The organism is Mycoplasma sp. 3686h (genome assembly GCF_056781225.1).
On the sequence record NZ_CM165562.1, the window covers coordinates 643,197 to 663,679 of the forward strand.

At 30.9% G+C, this 20,483-nt stretch carries 17 protein-coding genes; 2 read left to right on the top strand and 15 right to left on the bottom strand.

Annotated elements, in window-relative coordinates; all coding sequences use genetic code 4:
* Nucleotides 1–14: 14 nt before the first annotated feature.
* A complete protein-coding gene (locus AC1RP9_RS02645; RefSeq protein WP_481821905.1) occupies nucleotides 15–284 on the bottom strand; it encodes a hypothetical protein in 270 nt (89 codons plus the stop codon).
* A gap of 60 nt (nucleotides 285–344) precedes the next feature.
* Complete coding sequence (gene glpO, locus AC1RP9_RS02650; RefSeq protein ID WP_481821907.1) at nucleotides 345–1,493, bottom strand: type 2 glycerol-3-phosphate oxidase; 1,149 nt, start codon at nucleotides 1,491–1,493, stop codon at nucleotides 345–347.
* Nucleotides 1,494–1,718: 225 nt separating this feature from the next.
* Here glpO and AC1RP9_RS02655 point away from each other — a divergent pair, with 225 nt between their 5' ends.
* Nucleotides 1,719–2,129, top strand: a complete 411-nt coding sequence (locus AC1RP9_RS02655; RefSeq protein WP_481821909.1) for a hypothetical protein — start codon at nucleotides 1,719–1,721, stop codon at nucleotides 2,127–2,129.
* Between the two features lie 389 nt (nucleotides 2,130–2,518).
* Nucleotides 2,519–3,439: a hypothetical protein gene (locus AC1RP9_RS02660; RefSeq protein WP_481821911.1), complete on the top strand. Its 921-nt coding sequence runs from the start codon at nucleotides 2,519–2,521 to the stop codon at nucleotides 3,437–3,439.
* Nucleotides 3,440–3,532: 93 nt separating this feature from the next.
* On the opposite strand, the gene rplL is transcribed toward AC1RP9_RS02660, so the two are convergent.
* The 13 genes from rplL to AC1RP9_RS02725 form a co-directional block, all read right to left on the bottom strand.
* A complete protein-coding gene (rplL, locus tag AC1RP9_RS02665) occupies nucleotides 3,533–3,904 on the bottom strand; it encodes a 50S ribosomal protein L7/L12 (RefSeq protein ID WP_481821913.1) in 372 nt (123 codons plus the stop codon).
* Between the two features lie 34 nt (nucleotides 3,905–3,938).
* Nucleotides 3,939–4,436 carry a 50S ribosomal protein L10 gene (gene rplJ / locus AC1RP9_RS02670; protein ID WP_481821915.1) on the bottom strand — a complete coding sequence of 166 codons (498 nt, stop codon included), beginning with the start codon at nucleotides 4,434–4,436 and terminating at the stop codon, nucleotides 3,939–3,941.
* Nucleotides 4,437–4,596: 160 nt separating this feature from the next.
* Nucleotides 4,597–5,868, bottom strand: a complete 1,272-nt coding sequence (gene glyA / locus AC1RP9_RS02675; protein ID WP_481821917.1) for a serine hydroxymethyltransferase — start codon at nucleotides 5,866–5,868, stop codon at nucleotides 4,597–4,599.
* A 5-nt stretch (nucleotides 5,869–5,873) separates the two neighbouring features.
* Nucleotides 5,874–8,030 (bottom strand): phenylalanine--tRNA ligase subunit beta, encoded by a 2,157-nt coding sequence (locus AC1RP9_RS02680; RefSeq protein WP_481821919.1) that lies wholly within the window; start codon nucleotides 8,028–8,030, stop codon nucleotides 5,874–5,876.
* Between the two features lie 2 nt (nucleotides 8,031–8,032).
* Nucleotides 8,033–8,695, bottom strand: coding sequence for a uracil-DNA glycosylase (locus tag AC1RP9_RS02685; RefSeq protein WP_481821921.1), 663 nt, complete (start codon nucleotides 8,693–8,695; stop codon nucleotides 8,033–8,035).
* A complete protein-coding gene (gene pheS / locus AC1RP9_RS02690) occupies nucleotides 8,685–9,638 on the bottom strand; it encodes a phenylalanine--tRNA ligase subunit alpha (protein WP_481821923.1) in 954 nt (317 codons plus the stop codon). The genes AC1RP9_RS02685 and pheS overlap by 11 nt, the downstream gene beginning before the upstream one ends.
* 3 nt (nucleotides 9,639–9,641) lie before the next feature.
* Nucleotides 9,642–10,850, bottom strand: coding sequence for a replication-associated recombination protein A (locus tag AC1RP9_RS02695; protein ID WP_481821925.1), 1,209 nt, complete (start codon nucleotides 10,848–10,850; stop codon nucleotides 9,642–9,644).
* 102 nt (nucleotides 10,851–10,952) lie between these two features.
* On the bottom strand, nucleotides 10,953–11,954 hold the full coding sequence (locus AC1RP9_RS02700) for a hypothetical protein (protein WP_481821927.1): 1,002 nt from the start codon (nucleotides 11,952–11,954) through the stop codon (nucleotides 10,953–10,955).
* A 7-nt stretch (nucleotides 11,955–11,961) separates the two neighbouring features.
* Nucleotides 11,962–13,191: an ABC transporter ATP-binding protein gene (locus tag AC1RP9_RS02705; RefSeq protein ID WP_481822745.1), complete on the bottom strand. Its 1,230-nt coding sequence runs from the start codon at nucleotides 13,189–13,191 to the stop codon at nucleotides 11,962–11,964.
* Nucleotides 13,192–13,352: 161 nt separating this feature from the next.
* Nucleotides 13,353–14,573 (bottom strand): ABC transporter ATP-binding protein, encoded by a 1,221-nt coding sequence (locus AC1RP9_RS02710; RefSeq protein ID WP_481822746.1) that lies wholly within the window; start codon nucleotides 14,571–14,573, stop codon nucleotides 13,353–13,355.
* A gap of 260 nt (nucleotides 14,574–14,833) precedes the next feature.
* Complete coding sequence (locus tag AC1RP9_RS02715; protein ID WP_481821929.1) at nucleotides 14,834–15,874, bottom strand: ABC transporter permease; 1,041 nt, start codon at nucleotides 15,872–15,874, stop codon at nucleotides 14,834–14,836.
* Nucleotides 15,874–16,935 (bottom strand): ABC transporter permease, encoded by a 1,062-nt coding sequence (locus tag AC1RP9_RS02720; RefSeq protein ID WP_481821931.1) that lies wholly within the window; start codon nucleotides 16,933–16,935, stop codon nucleotides 15,874–15,876. Before AC1RP9_RS02720 ends, AC1RP9_RS02715 begins: the two co-directional genes overlap by 1 nt.
* Nucleotides 16,936–20,472 carry a periplasmic substrate-binding domain-containing protein gene (locus tag AC1RP9_RS02725; RefSeq protein ID WP_481821933.1) on the bottom strand — a complete coding sequence of 1,179 codons (3,537 nt, stop codon included), beginning with the start codon at nucleotides 20,470–20,472 and terminating at the stop codon, nucleotides 16,936–16,938.
* Between the last annotated feature and the right edge of the window lie 11 nt (nucleotides 20,473–20,483).

A 20,483-nucleotide genomic window follows, 5' to 3' on the forward strand; every position in this document is an offset into this window, starting at 1 on the left:
AACGAGAGGGAAACTTATTGGCTAGGAATCCCCCTGGGAGCTGAGTAGCCAATGTCACTCAGCCAATGTCACTCAGCCAATGTCACTCAGCCAATGACTGCTGTTATTTTTGCTACATCATCTTCATGAACACCAAGATAATTGTGTAAATTTGGCACAATGTTCTTAATGTAATATGGTGCAGCGATAACAAAAACATCAGCAGCTGCTAAAATAATTAACGCAAAAATTTGACTTTTAGTAAAACCTTTTGCTTTTAATTTAGCACTTAGCTGTTTAAACATAAATACTCCTTTCAAAATATTTATTAAAGAACTTGTAATAGATTATTATTAATTAAAAAATTAAAATACATCAATTGAATATTTAGGATTGTAATTTGTTCGTGGTTTTAAATCTAATTCTAATAATTTGACGATTTCTTCAGCTATAGCAGGAGCTGAAGAAAGTGCAGGAGATTGCATCCCACCAGCAATAACAAAGTGCTTATTGTTTTGGGCTTGTTTAATAACAAAATCATTAGTTTTAATATCAATAGGACGCGAGCCAGAAATGGTCATTATTGTGCGTTCAAGTTTTAATGATGGAATTATTTGTTTTCCAATTTGACCAATGTAATCATATTTTTCTCGAGTCACTAATCGAGTATCTTCTTTTGCTACGTCTTCTTCAGCAGTGGGTCCAACCAAATAATGTCCATCTAATGTTGGAGCTACAATCACTCCTTTACCGTGAATTGTAGGTACTTTAAATAATACTGACGAAATTAAATGTGGATCATAATTATCTAAAATACGGTATTCTCCACGTCGAGTGGTTTGTTTAAAATTATCAAATCCATTTTCGTTTGCAATGGTATCTGCATAATGACCGGCAGCATCAACAACTTTAGTAGTATAAATTTTATTTGTATCATTAACTGTAATTTCAAATAAATTATCTTTGTACACAATTTTTGAGACTTTTGAATTCACAAATAATTCTGTCCCATTTTGTTTAGCAGCTCCAATCAGTGCTTTAGTTGCTTCTACAGGGTGAATTGCTGATGATGAGGTGCATAATAATGCTCCACAAACTTGAGGATTGACATTCGGTTCACGTTCTAGCACTTGTTCTCTAGTTAAAATTTTTAAATCTTTAGGATCAAGTTTATTTTCAATTCCACGATTATAAAGCATTTTGACATGCTCCATTTCTGCACCATTATCAAATGCTAGCACCATTGAGTCAATTTTAACTCTTGGAAATTGCAAATCTTTAAACCACTTATTGTGTCATTTTAAATTCCCTAAAAGATTTAATTTAGCTTCAACTTTATGTGGTTCAGGATCAAATCCACCGTGAATTAAACCCGAATTACCAAGCGAAGTTTCATTAGCGACCTTAGGATTGCGTTCTAAAATTACAACATCAAGTTGATATTGTGATAATTCATATGCAATTGAAGCACCAATGATCCCTGCTCCGATTATTGCAACGTCATATTTTTTCATTCTTCCTCCATAATTACTATCCTTATTTAATTATTCATTAAATATATTTTGAACAAGCTAAATAGATTAAAAAAGTTATAATAAATTTGAATAAATATTTTAAAGTGCTAAAAAAGAGATAATTTATTAGCTTTTATTTATGTAAATGTTTCCATTTTTAACTTAAAAAAATAAAATTTTTTTATTTTTTAGCAAAAAAAGTTATTACTAAAGCGTGGAGGAAACATGGAAAAGAAAACTTTTAATATTTTTGAAATTAATAAAGAACATACTAAAAAGATTAAGTATCTATTAACATTATTTGAGATTGATGATCGCATTTTCTTTATTGAATTAATTAATGATTTATCAAAACTTTCTGATCAAGAATATCAAGAAGCAATCAAATTATTTACCAAAGATAAAATGAATGATTTTTATTGCAATTTGGGTGCGATTTATATGTGTTCAAACAAAGAGTTTGAACAATTTACCACCAATGTCACTGATAAATTCATCAATGGACGAATTGATGATCTCTTTAGATTAAGAGTGCTAAATTTAATTAATGAAAACATTTCGCAAAACAATGAAAAAATTAATCTAATTTACTTAAGTAATAATGTTAACAATCAAAATAATAATATCAATAATTAATAAATGGTATAATTTCCATTATTAACTGACAAGATCGATTACACACTAAAAAAAGAGGAATTGAATATTCATTTTTCTCGAAAAAAACTTTTTTATCAAGTGTTACCAGTAGTGTAGCGTTCTTTGTTAGTTTTATTACTTTAATTATCTATACTCAACTAAGTCATCTAAAACTAGAGACTCGAATTATTTTCCTAATTATTTCGCTATTATCTTTACTCACTTCGTTTGTGTTATTGTGAAAAGATGCATATTTTTATTTAAGTAATATTAGGTTAAATAACCTGAAATTAATCGACCAAAGCAAGTATACGTATTATTGATTATTTTTAACAGGATTATTTTCACCAGTTTACTACTTTTTTGTACAAAAAAACATTATTGAGAATTTGATTTTAGCAAAAGCGTTTTACTGGAGTGAGAAAGACCAATTCGTTTATTTAACCGGAGTCTCTTCAAAATACACAGTCCAAAAACTGTCAAACTATAAAGAATTTTTTAAGCTCGATATTGTCGATATAGCTATTAGTGGTTTATTATTAGGACTTTATTTAATTGTTCATGCTACTGCAGGAAGAGCAGGATTATCGTTTGAATTTTTATTTTATATTGTTGTTTCATATTTTTTAAGGTACTTTAAAGCTGCTTTAGTGGGATTTTTAGCTGATTTTTTTGGGTTATTAATTAACGGAAGTATTGCAACATGGCATTGAGCATATGGAATTGTTCCAATTATTTCTACCTTTATCATGTCAATGTTTTTTGATTTGTTTGAAAGAAATAAAAAAGTAGCTGTGATTATATCTAATTTCTTTTTATGATTAGTTTTAGCACTAATGTTCATTGTTTTTTGATGACAAGTCAGTACAAAAGATTTAAATTCAATTAAAATTTCAGCAACTTTTGGATTTAAGCAAATTTCAATTACAACATTTGTTGTTATGGGGGTTTTTTCGGTAATTATTGCTGGAATAATGTCTTATTTAAGTTTTCAATATTTATTAACCAAGAAACAATCAATTGCAAAAAATAATTTATTAATTGCTCTAATGTCATTTGCTTCGGTTGTGATTATAATTGTTCTTTTTAGATGAATATGAGGTCCATTTGCTTATATCAGATGGAGAACTTGAATCAGTCCTAAATCCAAACTTTCTTTAGAACGTAGTTACGTTATTATTATGCTCCCAATTTTATTCCGTTCAATCATTAGCATTCCAATTTACACTATTATACTAGTAGCTCTAATGATTCCTCTTCTTCATTTAAGGAAGAAGTATATGGAGAAAAAAATTATTGGTAAATACTAAAAAGGCACAAAGTTAATTTGTGCCTTTTCGCTTGCAAAAATGTGTAAAAAATAAAAGAAAAAGTGCCCTTAAGACACTTGATATTTGAAGAAATTATTCCACTGAAACTTCAGCACCAGCTTCAACAAGAGCAGCTTTAATTTGTTCAGCTTCTTCGGGCTTGATGTTTTCTTTAATAACAGCAGGAAGGTTGTCAACGATTTTTTTTGCTTCCATAAGTGAGTTCCCAAGTAATTCTTTAACAGCTTTAATGATTTGAACTTTTTTACCATTATCAGCTTTAAGAACAACCTTTACGCTTGTTTTAGCTTCTTCTCCACCTTCAGCAGGAGCTGTAGCTACTGCAACAGCAGCACTTGGATCAATTCCAAACTCTTCTTTCATTGCGTCAACAAGTTCCATAACTTCTTTAATTGACATTTCTTTTAATGATTCAATAAATGTTTCTTTTGTTAATTTAGCCATGTTATACCTTTCTATGTATGTGTATAAAATTTAATTATTCTGATTTTTGTTCACTTAATAATTTAAGTGATAATGAGATTTGTTGTAATGGTGCCATAAGTGAACGCGCAAGAATTCCAAGTGCTTCTTCATAGGTTGGAAGTGATGCAACTTGTTTAACACCACTTGCATCGATAACTTGTCCTTCGTATGTTCCGGCTTTAATAACCATTAGTTTGTGAGTTTTAGCAAATTTAACCAGTAATTTTGCTGCAGACATATCATCTTGTTTTGAAAACGCAAAAATGTTTGGCCCTACTAAATGTTCAGCAAGGTTTTCAAATCCTGTTTTTGTTGCTGCTAATTTAAAAAGTCTATTTTTATAAACTTTAATTTCAACTCCAACTTGTTTTGCTTGGATTCTTAATTCTTTAAGATCAGCAACTGAAAGACCACGATATTCAGCAAAAGCAATGGCTCTTGATTCTTGAACTTTTTGTGCAATTTCATTAACTGTGTTTCTTTTTGCTATTTTGAAATTTGATTCAGACACTGTTATGCCTCCTTTCAAAAATAATGCAATACAAACTAACTTTAAAGAGATACACTCGGCAACATAATTAAGCTTAACGCCGTTGCTGTCTTTATGTATTGCCTTTTTATTTTATCAAATAAAATTATTTTTATAAATAAAAAAGACCGTATTTGGTCTTTTAATCTAAATATGACTTTTTAATTGGAAATTCTTGGGTTCAAGTTTTGATTTGAGCTAAAATTTGAGATTTTGCTTGTTTTGATTCACGCGTATTTGACTTGTAAAATTCATAATTTCGTAGAACTTGATCAATTAAACGAGCTAATTCTTTTCATTTAGTAAATCCACGACTAGTCATAGCGGCTGTTCCGAGTCTAATTCCACTGGTAATCATTGGTGAAAGACTGTCAAATGGAATTGAATTTTTGTTAATAGTAATATTAAATTGTTCTAATAAAGTTTCAGCTTGTTTCCCAGTGATTTTATATGTATCATGGACATTAACCAAAAATAAATGATTGTCAGTTCCACCTGAAATAATATTTGCTCCTAACTTTTTGAATTCATTGGCAAATTCTTGAGCATTTTTAACAATATTTTTAGCATATTGCTTGAACTGCGGTTGAAGTACTTCATAAAAAGCAACTGCCTTTCCAGCAATAGCGTGAAATAATGGTCCACCTTGATAACCCGGAAAGACTCAGCGATCAACTTTTTTTGCAATTTGTTCATCATTGGTCATAATTACTCCACCACGACCTCCACGAAGAGTTTTGTGAGTAGTTGAAGTAATAATATCTGCATACCCTACTGGTGAAGGGTGTACACCTCCAGCAATTAATCCAGCAATGTGAGCAATATCAGCTAGTAATTTAGCACCACATTTATCAGCAATTTCACGAAAACGTTTAAAATCGATAATACGAGGATATGCTGAATATCCACAAATTATCAAGTCAGGTTTTTCTCTCATTGCAATTTGTTCGATTTGATCATAATCCAAATATCCATTCGGACCAACATCATAAGTAATTGAATTGTAAAAAATTCCACTAAAAGAAATTTTATATCCGTGAGTTAAATGTCCCCCTGAAGAAAGGCTAAGTCCCATTACTTTTCCTCTTTCAGGAACTACTGAAGCAATGGCAGCAGCATTAGCTACAGACCCTGAATACGATTGTACGTTTGCATATTTAACCTTAAATATTTCTTTTAAACGTTCAATCGCTGCACTTTCAACTACATCAACATTTTCACAACTTCCGTAATATCTTTTTCCAGGGTATCCTTCACCATATTTGTTAGTTAAAACACTTCCTTGTGCTTTGAGTACTTGTTCTGAAACATAATTTTCTGATGCAATTAATTCAATGTGATCTTTTTGACGTTGCAATTCTTTATTAATTGCTTGCTGAACAATTTTATCTTGTAAAGTTATTTTTTTGTACATGTGGCCTACTTATTAAAATGATTATCAATGATTTGAATTTGTTCTGAATCTCCAATAATTCTTAAAGTTACAAAATGAGTATTAGTTTCTTTTTTATAAAAATCATCAATTTGCTTAATCTCAAACACTTCAGCTAGTTGATGAATTTGCTCAATTTTTGAACTAATATGTTCATTAAGTTTAAGTTCAAAAGTTAAATCTAAAGTCTTATATGGTTCAAGTAAAATTGGATCAAATTTTGCTCGTGAACTAAATGGGGTATCTAAAAATTCAGCATATAAAGCATTTGTGCTATCGAATTTAGGATGTAATTTTCCAATTCATCCAATCATTTTTCCTTCATGCATAATTTTAGCGCTTGTATTGTAGTGAATTTGTTCATTATCGCTAAAAGGAACTAATTGAGCTGGGTGGTTAATAATATCTAGTACATCGCTAGCAAATTGCTCAAACATTTTAGTTGTACTTGCCATTCCAATTACCGAAATGTTCTCATTAATCATCCCTTGCTCAAAAATATTAAGATGATTTAATTTTCTTTTTTGATTATATTCAACTACTTCACTAAGCGAACTAATAATTGAATTTCGAATCACTTCTCTTTCTTTGGAAACAAAAGTCATTAATGAAATATTTTGCTCAAAATTAAAAGGATTAAATGAAGCTTTTTCTTGTGAAACTAGTGTGAATGTTCTTGCTTCATCATACCCTTTAAAGGCAAGAATATTTTTGATATTATCTCTTGCTTGAGTTTTAATTGGTACGTTTTTAAACTTAGTTTCTTTAAAATTATCATATGAATAAAAACGGAATAATTCTTCAATAATATCAGCAAAAATAGTGACATCATAACGATAATTTGGAATTTTAATTATTTCATTACTAAATTCAAATCCTAATAAACTTAATTGTTTTTTTGCTGATTCAAAAATAGATAAATCACTCATTCCACTGTAGAGTTCAAGCATTTTGTCATCATTTACAATTTGTAATTTTTCAAGCTTATTAATTTCGTTAACAATGTTTGAATAACTTAAACCTTTGCATTTTCTTTGTAAATATTGCATTCCTCTTAATGCAATTTCTTTGCTAATTTTCCGTGATCCTTGGTTAGCTGAATTAGATAAAATCTTTACTTCTTTTGCACCATGACGGATTAATTGAGGATTAAAAACTCCTATTTCAAAAACAAACTGTTCATCCTCTTGATTTACTTTGTAATTTTCTAATCCCATTACACTAGCAAAAGAAATTGGTTGATGATCATCAAAAATAGTTAGAACATTTTCAACATTAATTTCTTTATTCCCTAAGATTACTTGTGTCCCTGTGTATAAACTTGCTTTCAAGTTTCCTTTGAGCTTATTACGTGGATATACGTGTGCAGGTGCTCCTGTTTCAAGTAAGCAAAGATTGGTTAAATTTATAGCTCAATTGAATTTAGAATCCATTCCGTGTTTAGCAAGTAGTAGTTTTTCTTGTAAGCTGGTTTGCTTTTTACCTAAAACTTCCAAAAACATCAACTCATCAGCTTGGTCTTTATTTACTATTAATTTTGAGCTAAATGATGGATTTATTTGCTCATCAGGTAAACATAATTTTGTTTGATAAAAAGCGGCTAATTCACTGGCAATTGTAAAGTACGAGTTAGCATCATTGCGGTTTGCTGTTGGACTAATTTCGATTAAATAATCATTTAAATTTAATTTTTCTTCAACATTGTCCTCAAGTGAAGCAAAATCACTCGGAAGAGTTAAAACTTGATCTTTATCAGTTAACAATGAATAGTCATATCCAATTTCACTCCAAGAAGCAAACATACCTTGTGAAATGATTCCGCTTAATTCAATTGGAGCAAATGTATGTTTTCCTTTAATTGAACCTGCAATAAAACAAATAGTTAAATCACCAGGTTTTAAGATTTTATTATTAGTTTGAATGGTTAGTTTTTGGTCAGATAATTCAAGTTTTACAACATCAAGTTTAGAGTTATTTGGATTTGATTGTACTTTAACAACTTTTGCAAACCTCAATCCCTTAACGTCAGAAAAAGGTTTAAATGATTCAACCTCAAAACCCAGTTCATTTAAATGCTTTTCAACTTGATTTGTCAATTTATATTCTGGCAAATACTTGTTTAAATGTTTTAACGATAGAATCATAATTATTTAACCTCTTTTAATTCTCAATTAATCGGACTGATGTTATTTTGTTTTAAAAGTTCATTGGCCTTAATAAAAATTCGCGATCCTAAGAATCCTTTGTTTGCGGAAAACGGACTTGGATGAGATGTTTTAATCACATATTGTGGGACTGGATGTAATTTTGCAATAAATTCTTGCGCATGTCTTCCTAAAGCTAGAAACACCACATTTGGATTTGATTGTACAATTTTCTCACAGACAACTTGAGCAAATTGCTCTCATCCTAAATGTTTGTGTTCAAGCGGTTTATTAATTACAGTGGTTAAATAGACATTGAGCAATAATACTCCTTGTTTGGCTCATGGAGTTAAATCATTACTATTTAAGCTAATATTTGGAAATTCATCACTTAATTCTTTGAAAATATTTTGTAAACTTGGTGGAGTTTTTTTTGAACGAGTCGAAAAAGCTAAACCATCAGCAACATTTTTACTATGATAAGGATCTTGACCAAGAATAATCACCTTAGTTTCGTGAACTTGAAAAAATTCAAAAGCTCTAAACATATCTATTTGATGCGGAACTATGTCAAAGGTGCTGTAATTTCTCAGTCCATTAATAATGTTTTCAAAATATGGTTTTTTACCTTCACTTTGGAGAATTTGTAAGAAACTATCTTTCATATTTAAATTGCTCCATAATTCTTAAATCATTTTTATATAAGTCCCTAATATCAGTAAATCCATATTTAATCATAGTGATTCGTTCCACTCCAATTCCAGCTGCAAATCCAGTAAAATCTGAATTAAATCCAGCCATTTTTAAAACATTAGGATGGAGCATTCCAGCACCTAAAATTTCAATTCATTTATTTTTATAAAACACATCCACTTCAACACTTGGTTCAGTAAATGGAAAATACGATGGACGCAAACGAATTTGTACTTGTTCCTCGAGCACATACGAAAGCATATCTTTGAGAGTTCAAATTAAATTAGGAAATGACACTTGACCCACTGAAACAAAATCAATTTGAGTAAATTGATGTGAGTGAGTGGCATCATCTTCATCGTTACGATACACTTTTCCAATTGCAAAAGTAGATACTTCTTTATTAGGGTTTTGCTCTAAAACGCTTGCAGTAACTCCGGTATTGTGAGTTCTTAATAATGTACTTGCGTTAATATAAAGCGAATCGTGCATAGCACGAGCTGGATGATCTTGAGGGATGTTTAAACGTTCAAAGTTATATAAATCTGAAACAATTTCTCCAGCTTTTTGCTCATAATATCCATGTCCATAAAATCAGTCTTTAAGTCTATTTTCAATGATTGTAATTGGATTTAATGAGCCTTTAGCTTTAAGCGGAATAGTCACATCAACAAATTCATTTTCCAGTCTTTGCTGAATTTGTAAATCTTGAATTTTACTTTCGGCTTGAGCAAAAAAAGCTTCATATTCTTTTTTTAGAACATTTATTTCTTGTCCAATAAACTTTTTTTGTTCAGCTGGAGCATTTTTAAGTTTTTGTTGTAATTGAAAAATTTCACCTTGCGAACCATAAAATTGATTTTTGGCTTTTTTCAGATCTTCAAGAGTTTTAATCTGATCTAGTGTTCATTTCATTGTTTACTCCTTTTTTAACTCTGTTCAATATTTATTAAGTGCTTGTTCTCTTTGATTTAATCCTGGTGTGTAAAAATGTTGATTGATTAACTCGTTTGGTAAGTATTGTTGCTTAACTCAATTATTGCGAAAATCGTGTGGATATGCATATCCAATTCCATCACCTAATTTACTAGCTGAAGCATAATGAGCATCTTTTAAATGCTTAGGAATAGTATAAATATGCCCTGAATTAATCAAATTTAAGACTTTATCACGTGCTTGAACAACTGAATTAGATTTAGGGGCTAGTGCTAGTTCAATTAATGCATAAGTAATTGGTAATAGACCCTCAGGTGCTCCCAAACGTTCATAAGCATTAATAGCATTATGAACCTTAAATTGAATACTTGAGGATGCTAATCCAATATCTTCATAAGCTACAGCTAGCATGCGACGAAATAATCCGTCAAAATCCCCACTTGTTGCTATAAGCATTCCGTAATATATTGAAGCATCAACATCACTTCCCCGAAGTGATTTATGCAAAGCTGATAAATTATTATAGTGTGCACTTCCTTTTGCATCAGAATAAAATTGTACATTAGGAACAATAATCTTAAGGTCAGCTTGAGTAACTGGGGTAGAATTATTTTTCAAAAATCCAAGCATTTGCAAATTATTTAAAGCAATTCGATAATCTCCACTGGACATAAATGCTAGTTGACTTAAAAGTTCATTAGATATGTTTAATTGCGAAAAATGTTTATCTATGGTGTTTCTTAATCCTTGAATAATTTGTTCATTACTTAGTTTGTAAAATTGTAAAATTTGCATTCTGCTTCGTAAGGCTGGATTGACCTTAAAATAGGGATTTTCAGTAGTAGTGGCATAAATAGTGATTTTATCAAACTCTAAATACGGGAGTAAAATATCTTGCTTATCCTTATTCAGTCGGTGAATTTCATCAATGATAATAATTTGACAAGTATTGAGTAATTCGCTGAGTTGTTTTTTTGAATCAATAGCAGCATTAAAGTATCCGTATTTTTTGTTTAATTCTTTAGCACAAGCAAAAGCAGCTGATGATTTTCCAATTCCGCTTTCGCCAAATAACAAAAAGCTAGTTGTTAAATTATGTTTAACAACTTCTTTAAACAAAAGTTTAATGTGTTCTTGTCCTACAATCTCATCAATTGTGTTTGGACGTAATTGATTAGCTAAATTTTTCATGCTTGCAAATATACTTTTAATTATACTTTTTTATTAATAAAACGCTTTTAAGTTTTAAAAAACATAGCCATTATGACTATGTTTGTGGAAGATTTAAATTATCTAACCCTCATATTTAGTAGCTTTGTGTTCTAAATATAAATATGAGAAAGCAAAGGCTCATGGAGTAATTGCTTCATCTCCTGGGGTATCAGTAAATTGTGAATCAAAGAACTTTTCAGTTTCTTTTTCACTTGGATTCCCTTTATCATCTTTAATTAATTGCCCTTGTAAAATTGAGTTAATATGTGAATCAAATACATGATGAGTGAGTAAATAATCAATAGTAAAAAGAAGAGTTGAAATAGCGTAAGTAAAACTTTTATCTTCTCGTGTTTCTAGTTTTGAGAGAACATTATACAGTGCAGGGATTTTGTTGCTAGTTGAGGGTATCAATTCAAAGAAATTGTTAATGATTCTTTCTCTTAAAGCTAAAAGTTGATTTTTAGCATTCTTTTGATTAATTGATAATTTTGATTCATCAACAGGATTTTCAAATTTAAATTCATGTGGAATTCAAACTGCTATTGTTTGTTCTCTAGGTTTTTCACCTTGTCTTGTAAAAGTTCCAAGTGTTTTAAGCACAACTCCTAGATTTGTATCGGTAGGGTTATAGCTATTAATTTTAGCTCTAATAAAGAATTTTCTTAAGAGCTTGAGTTGTTCTAAATTATTTATTCTTTGTGTGTAATCTAAAGAAACTTTTCTCAATTCTTTAACAAAATCATTTACAGATGTTCCTTCGTTCCAACCTACACGATCTAGTTGAAAAGTCCCTGTAGAGACTTTTCTAATTGGAAAAGCATCACCAGCAATAATTTCTGAATTAGTTTGATCTAATTCAGATTCAATTTCAGAATCTGATCCATTGTTACCAGGGTTATTATTTATTGGTTGTGATGGTTGTTCATTAACTGGTGTAACAGGAGTTGTATTATCTCCATTATTACCACCGATAGGACTAGAATCAATGTTATTTGGAGTACTTGAACATTGAGCAGCCAGAAAGGTCGGTGTTACCGCAGTACCTAAGAGAATAATCCATCGAGTAAGTTTGTTTTTCATTGTAATTTTAATAATTTCCTTTTTGTCAATTTTCTACTTCTTCAAGAGTTCCTAAAACATAGTGATCATCATTAATTTTAACTCATTGAGGTTGTATTTGATCATTATAATTATGCATTGCAGGATCGTAAACATAACCAATCAAACTTCCTTTTTCTGATTCAATTGAAGGAACAGCATCTAGAAGTGATTTAGTATATGGATGTAATGAACGATTCATAATTTCCTCAGTTTTACCAATTTCAAGTAAAGTTCCTTTATTCATAACCGCAATCCGGTCTGAAAGATATCCAACCATCCGTAAATCGTGAGCAATGAATAAAATAGTAAGATCAAATTTTTCTTTGAGTTCATTAAAGATATTAACCACTTGAGCTTGAATTGACACGTCAAGTGCTGAAATTGGCTCATCAGCAATTAGCAATTGTGGACGTAAGACCACTGCCCGAGAAATTCCAATCCGTTGTTGTTGTCCTCCTGAAAATTCAAGTGGGAAACGCCCAAGAACCGATTCATCAAGTCCAACACTTTTTAAAATTTCGCGAACAAGAATTTTTTTGCAATCTTTTTCTGAAAGCTTCATTTCAGTTTCGCGAGTTTGTTTAGTACTTAATAAGTATTCATAAGCTTGAGGTTCGTCTTTAAGCATTGGTTCAAGATCTTGATACAAGGCTTTATACCCTTCATACTCATTAATTGCTACTTGTTTATTTAGTTTGTCAAACAATTGTTCAGTAAAAGTAGATTGTTTACCTTGCTCAGAAATCTTAGCAAAGGTTTCTTTTAATACTTCTTGGTCAATGTTATATAAGTAAATTTCTTTAGCGTTTTTAGTATTTTCTAATCCTTCGGAAACTACTGCTTCCACATTAATGTGTGGGTTAAGTGAGTTAGCTGGATCTTGGAAAATCATTTGTACTTTGTTGGTTAAAAAGTTATCAATAGCTTTATATTCTTCGAGTGCTTTTCCGAATTTAAAACCTCTTTTAAGAACTTTGGGTAAGGTTTTATCCAGCAATTGGATTTGACCGTGTGAGTAAGGAACTAACCCGACTAATGCTTTACCAGTAGTGGATTTTCCTGAACCAGATTCACCAACTAGTCCTAAAACCTCACCTTTATAAATGTTTAATGATAAATCTTTAATTGCTCGAAATGATTTAGAACCGCTTCCATAGGTAATATCAACGTTTCTCATTTTAACCAGAATTTCTTCACCATGCTTAGGTTCAAGCATGTCTTCGGTTCCTTCTAAAATAGGACGATATGTGTGTCTTTTAAAAAAACCAAATCTAGTATAACTATCCACAATCACCCGTTTTGGGTTCATCGGTGTTCCATACACGGAATTTTCTGAATCTAAAGTGATAGTATTGTAATATTTTTTATTTTTCATAACTAATTTTTACTTTCAGCAAATTCCTTTCATAATTTTTGGATTAAGTGTGGTGGTTGATATTCTGGTGCACGTTCATCAAGCAGAGCTGATTTGACGCGATGAGTTTCTGACACTCAGTAAAATTGCGATTCTTGTACAAAATCAATATCTAAAGCATAATCATTTCTAACTGCAAAAGCTTCTCCAACAATGTTATTTAATGATGAAGGAACACTTCCACGAATAGTTGCAAGTCTTTCACCAGTATTAACATCAGGCATAGAAGCAATTAAACCTCAAGTATAAGGGTGTTGTGGGTTTTTCAAAATTTCTCTTGCAGTTCCTTCTTCAATTATTTGTCCAGCGTACATAATTGAAATGTAATCAGCAATTGAGGCTACAACTCCTAAATCGTGGGTAATAAAGACAACAGAGAGTTTAAGTTCATGTTGAAGTTCTTTAATAACATCAAGCACAAGAGCTTGAACAGTTGGGTCTAGAGCTGTAGTTGGTTCATCCATAACTAGAATTTTTGCTTCTAAAGCTACAATAGTAGCAATGACAACCCTTTGAATCATTCCTCCGGACATTTCGTGAGGATAAAGCTTCATAACAGCTTCTGGGTCGTTAATTTTGGTACGTCTTAAATAATCAACAGCACGTTCATAAGCTTCCTTTTTGGTTTGAACAATTTTATTAACCAACATCCCTTCCATGATTTGTTTTCCAACTTTCATGGTTGGGTTTAAGGTTGACATAGGATTTTGGAACACAGCTGAAACAGCTCTTCCACGGTACCCTGAGCGTTCTCAATCTTTAAAGCTAAATTTTTCAACATTATTATTATAAAGTTTGACTTGACCTGAATCAATCACTGCATTATCTCCGGTTAATCCGTATAAAAGTGAAGTCAGCACACTTTTTCCTGATCCTGATTCACCGATAATAGCGTGAACTTTCCCTTCATAAATTTGAATTGAAGGTCCCCTAAGCACAAGGTTTTTTTCTCCTGGACGTGCAGGGTTGGTAAAGCTTAAATAAAGATCATTAATTTCAGCTGCAATAGCTAATTTAGTTCCATCGCTAAAAGTTTTATATTGAACATTTTTATAAAAATCGTCTCAATTAAAACTTGTAAATCTATTTTTATTAAATGGTAGTTTATCGATTAATTTATGAAATAGACATGGTCTTTTTGGTTTTTCTTGGTCTTGGAAGGTTTCTTGGACTGATTCTTCCATTAATTGTGGATTTTCTTGAATTTGAGTCTCTGGTTGAACACTTTCAACTTGTGATAAAGTTTCTAATTGTTCAACTGGTTGTATTTCTTGGGGTTCTTGGGTTAGTTGAACTGGTTTTTCAACTTCTTTAACTGTAAGTATTGGTTGTTTAGCTTGCTCTACTTGTGCTTTGCACTTAATCATTGAGTGATTTTCTTGGTCTTTTGAAGTAATAAATCTAATTCTTCTTTTTAATTTATTAAACATTTTCAACCTCTTTCCTATCTTTGTCTTCTAAGCGAATCTTGCACGCTAGCTCCGATAAGCTGAATACTTGTAGTAATTAGAACAAGTACAGCTGATGGAACAAAGACATATCTTAAGTATTGTGGGAAGATTTTTTGACCATCTGAGATTAAGTTTCCAAGTGTAGCAGTGTTTTCAATATTTAAACCAATAAATGCAAGTGATGTTTCAGCAAGAATAACCCCAGGAATTGAGAATACCAGTTGAGTAATTAAAATGGGTAAAATTACAGGAACATAATTTTTAAGCACTTTTCAAGTTGGAGTCCCTAGTACCCTTGAAGCTGATACTCATTCAAAATTTTTCGCTCTTTTAACTTGAGCACGAATTTGATTTGCCATTCCTGTTCATGAAGTTAACGAAAGTGCAAAGACAATAACTCAAAAGCTTGGACTGATAACAACAGTCATAATAATAAGGATTAAAATGGTTGGAACAATTGAAAGAATTTTGATGAAAAAGGTCATAATTTTGTCAAAACGATCAAATTGACCCATCATAATTCCAATTGTTACCCCGATAATAACCTCAAAAAAGACAGTTACAATTGAAAGAGCAATTGAGTACCGTAATCCTCATCATAATCTAGCTCATAAGTCACGTCCTGATTGATCAGTTCCAAAGAAATGATAAATTCCTACATTATCAGTTTGTGCAAAACTCAAATTACGAGCATTAACATTAGGTAATAGTGGATCTAAAGTAAAAAAAGGAATAAATAAAGCTAAAATAACCAGAAAAACTAAAATTCAAAATCCAAAGACTCCCCCAGTATTTTGTGAGAATCTGTGAATAAATTCTTTAAAAGGTTTAGTTCCTTTTCCTAGAGTTTGTGATTCGGCATATTCAAACGCATCACCAATTAATTTTCACTTTTTATGATTAATTGGTTGCAATAAAGCATTTGGAGCAAGATCTAATGTTTCTCGATTAGTATTTGATAAAACTTGATTTTGTCTAAGTTTATGAATTTTTTGATTAACTTTATCTTTAAATTGATTTCAAAACTTAGCCATTATGCTCCTCTCCTTCTGATTCTTGGATCAATTGCCTCGTATAGTAAATCACGAGAAGCATACGATAAAATGGTTAAAATAGCAAAGATAATAATTAAGAACAAGATAACATTATAATCTTTTGATTGGATCGCTTGGAGTAAGGTTGCACCTGAACCAGCAATGTTAAAGATTTGTTCAATAAAGATACTTCCTAAGAATGAACCAAAAATAACTCCAGGGAAAAAGGTTGCAATTGGGAAAAGTGAAGGTTTAAGTGCGTGTTTTCACACAAAACGACTTTTCGAAACTCCTTTAAGGTATGCAAATTTAGCATGAACTGAATTAAGCTCACGGTTTAATTCAGTACGGATATATTTAATATAAACAATAATGCTTCCGAGCGAAAGAGCTAGACCTGGTAAAATGTAGGTTAATAAGTCAGTTTCATTAAATAAGTATGGGATTCCGGTCGCGCGTCCAATAAATACAAGCATAAGTGCAAAGACAATTGATGGGACTGAAGAAAATAATGAAACAATTACTGTTGAAACATTATCGATTAATTTTCCTGGATTTTTTCCAACTCAAATTCCCATCGGAATTCCGATAATAAGTGTTAAGAAAACACTGAAAATTCCAATATAAAACGATCTTAAGAACCTTGGACCAATTCAATCAGAAATTGGTTGCTGTGGGAATAGAGATAATGAAATTCCAAAGTCTAATCTAGTTAATCCAGCTAAATATCTTCCATAACGAGTAAAAATCGGTAAATCGAGTCCGTATTTAGCTTCAAGTGCTTTTCTTTGAGCTTCGTCTAATCCAGCAGTTAATGAATTAGAACCTGGAACTGCGTTAATTAGAAAGAAAGTAATACTAATAACAATAAATGCGATAATAAAAAACTCAATAATAATTTTAACAATTCTTGAAAGAGATTTTGCAACTGGGTGTTCTGCAAATGAGAAAATGTCTTTAAATGAGAATTCAACCTCACGTTTATTGGTAAAATAAACTTTATTTGAACTCTCACGACACAAAATTTTAGTTTGCGTTTGTGGGTTTAACTGTTCGTTCATTTATTTATCTCTCTTTCTAGGTAATCCTGGTTTTGGTGGGTTAGTTACATCATAAGCATATTGAAGCGAGAAGGTATATAGACTGTCAACTCCACCAATTTTTGTAATTTCTCAGTTAGTATCAACTTCCATAAGTGGAATGATTGGAGCTCCATCACGAACTACTTTTTCTAATAGTGCAATTAATCTAAAGGTTTCAACATCTGATCATCCTTGAGCAACTTGTTCCTCGGTAAAGTTACCGCTAAAGAAATCACTAATTCGATTTTGATATTCAATTCCTGTTTCACTTATTCCTGTATATTGACCTTTGTTATCTTTTTGATCCACATGCACAAGAGCTAAATCAATGAATTTAGATCAGTGTCTTAGTTCTTTGAGTTTAAAGTCAAAAAGTAAGCCAGTGGTTATTCTTTGATCATTATTAGCTTGAAGTGCATCAATAAAAATATCTTTCATTGGTTCAATATCGGTTTGTTCTTGTAATTTTGAGTTAAAATCTGCTTTTTGTGCATCTGTAAGGCGACTTAATCTACTGATTGCTTGTTTAAAGTAAGCAATTCTTTCAGAATAATCACTAAATGGAACAATCATTCCTTCTAATCTTTGAACTGTATCATAAGTAGCCAGTGCATATTTTTCACTTAATGAAAGATTGTAGCTTCTTCCAGTTTTTGGATCAAGTGGTAATGAGTCTGATTTTAGTGTTACGCTCATAGATTTAACTTGACCATCTTGTCCTTTTGAACCTTCAAAATCAACTTTAAATCCATTAAGAGCATCTAAACCATTAGTATCAATTAAATAATAAAAGTATGATTCAAGGATTTTTTGTAATCTTGAAGCTTTAATGTTTGGTTTTTTAACTACTATATACTCAAGCACATTTTTTGCAATGAAATTGTTTTTAAACATGCTAGTATAAATTAATTTATTTTTAATTTGCGAATCGTTTGCAACTGATTGAACAGCTTTTTGTTTGAATACTTGTAAAATTTTATTAATTCTAGCGGGAATATCGCTATCACTAGTAGCTTTAGCTAATTCATCTTTAATTTGTGGAGTTTGTTCATAAATTTGAGTTGCAATATTAATAAAATCTTTAACTTGATCAAGTTTAGCTTGTGAAAGATTTTGAATTTGATCATTATTTAAAATTCTTTGTAATAAGAGATTTGAAAGATAGGTTTGAAAAGTTCACGAACCAACTGGATTGTATTTAAGTCCAATGCTTTTTTGTGATAAAGAATCAATTTCATCAGTTTTAAAGAACGAAGACACATAATCTTCAGCAGTATTTCCACCAATGTAGTCATAATTACGGTAAATAATGTCGTATTGACCAGTTTCAATAAATGAAGCATAAGTGTTTTCAGGAAGGGCTTTAGTTTCAATATTAACAAAGCCATTCGAGTTTCTTTTTAAACGATCTTGTAAATCTAACCCAGCTTTTCTTTGTTCTTCTGATGAGTTATTCAAGTATTTAAGAGTAACACCTTTTAGACCTGGGTGTCTTTTCTTAAATCTTTCTAAATAAAACTGAGCAGTTTTTGGTGAATAAGTAATGTCTCTACGGTCAGTTCTTTCTAATTCGTATGATTTTCCAAGGTGAACTAAGAAATCATAGTTTTGAAGTGGGAATTCTTGTCCATTTTTAGCTTTGGATTCTTGTGAATCAAAGAACATTTCTAATGAACGTCCATCGTCAAGTTTATATTGACCAAATGAAGTTCAAGTGTTAACTGGGAATGAGAAATCTCAGTTAACAGTTTTTAATAAATCTCCACGATTTATCGAGTAATAAATATAGTTTCTTAAGTCTTGATCATTAATGTAACTATTTGCATTAGTTTCGGCATCAAGGTTAAATCCAAATGCAATAGTTCCAAATCCTTGGTTTTTATTTAAGTATTGTTTATACAATGGATTTGATCAGTATGAAACAATATTTTGAGCTTGAATATAAGTTTGTGAAATATATCCATCTTCAAATAAAGTTGAATTTGCAGTTTTATCGGTTGAAAAGTATATTTTAATTCGATTTGAAATGGTATTAGAAGCATCAAAATAATCTTGGTTTTTGGTAAGGATTATAAATCCTTGTGGTCCTAACACAACATCATTTGGGCTAGCGATTTTAAACGCTCCAGTGGTAAGGAATTTTGAAACTTCTGCTCCATATTTATCAATTCCACCAACTTCTGTTTCAATGTATCTACGGTTAATTGGATATAATGAAGTAAAAACATGTCCAAATAAATAATTTAAACCAGCACTTTTATTCGATTCAAAAATCAAAGTAAAAGCATATTCATTTCCGGAAAGAGTTCCAATTTTAGGTCTTAATTTATCAAATTGTTGGAGTGGGTTTACATATTCATTTTTAACTAGTCTAACTAAAACACCTTCTTTATCATCTTCTTTTAGTCTGATCTTGAAATCTTGAACTTCTTTGTTTGGATCAAATTCTTTGTTTAAATCCAAACTATTAATAATTTGTTCATTTCCAAAATCTAAATAAACTTGACCAGTGTAAAATCCAAATTTAAGAGCAGCTTTATGAATATTATCAACTTCTTGTTTATCTAAAAACTCACCAGTTTCAGTGTTTTTTTGTAGATATTGTCATACTTGATACTCTTTAGCAACTTCTTCTTCTTTTTTCCCTTGATAAATATCGGTAACTTTATCTAAAGCTTTATATCTGTTTTTTTCTTTATCTCCAGGTTGTGGAACGTATTGAATGTATTGTTTAATTTGTGAATCTCACACATATTTTCTACGTCCTCAAGGATTTGGGTATGGTTTATTAAATTTAGTAATGTAATCTTTTTGAGCATTAATAAATTCTTCTGAACCTCTAATTCCAAGTTTAAGGATTTTGTCAAGCTTTTGTGAACCAGTATTTAAGTCCAAAATATACTCAAGAAAATCACGCATATCTTGTGCTGAGACTGTGTCTCCGTTTGATCAAACATTATTTCCTTGGTTGAGCAATCCAGTAATAGCTGAATAATTATTTGGATTTAATGGGTTTGAAAAAGCATAAATAGATGATTGAGATTGAACATTATTTCCTGATGGTTTTCCAAGTCCTCCAAGAATTCCAAAGTCAACTAGATTATAGTAACGTCCTGGAACTTGACCAAATCCACCTTGTGCTTCATATTCTCTTCTGTTTTGATTAATATTATCATCAAAATTTGGAACTCTTCCTTGATTTGTTCCTGGTTCTACACGTGAAAAAATAAAACTAGGTACTGAAATAATTGATTTAAGCGATGCGGTTGGCCCTGATTTAGTAAACGATTCAACTAATGATGGAAGAACCCGATCAACCGAATTATATCTAACATAGTTCAAGTTGTTAAGTGGGTCAGTTGCTAAACCAAAGTCATAATTTTTATTAAAACGACTAGTTAAAGTTCCTTCGAGGTTTGGAACAGCTGAACAAGATAATGCTGTTGCTGTAAGTGCCCCTGAAAGAAGGGTTCCTGATAAAAGAAACGCTGTTTTTAAGTGTATTTTTCTTTTCATAATGCCCTCCT